The sequence below is a fragment of the Dellaglioa sp. CoH-57-MRSF-18 genome (assembly GCF_056781995.1).
In genome coordinates, this window is the sequence record NZ_JBXAXX010000292.1 from 1 (window position 1) to 231 (window position 231).

A 231-nucleotide genomic window follows, 5' to 3' on the forward strand; every position below is an offset into this window, starting at 1 on the left:
GTGTTCCGCGCCGGCCAGGAGCGCCGAACCTACACCGCGTCCACGAGCGCCTTCGTCTACCGCCAGGTAGGTCAGTTCCGCCGTGGTCGAACTGAGGTAGTGGTGGCGCTTCCCAACGGTTCGTGCGAGCGGTTGGACGATTGCGAACCCGACCGTCTCACGTCTTCCGTCCCCGTGCGTTATTTCTGCCTCCAAGAGGAACTGGAAGTTGACCCCCGCGCTGAACTGCCC

At 64.1% G+C, this 231-nt stretch carries 1 protein-coding gene; it reads right to left on the reverse strand.

The window, feature by feature from the left end:
- The coding region (locus tag AC1RPG_RS09005; RefSeq protein WP_481762643.1) for a GNAT family N-acetyltransferase at positions 1-195 on the reverse strand (195 nt) is incomplete at its 3' end.
- Positions 196-231: the final 36 nt, after the last annotated feature.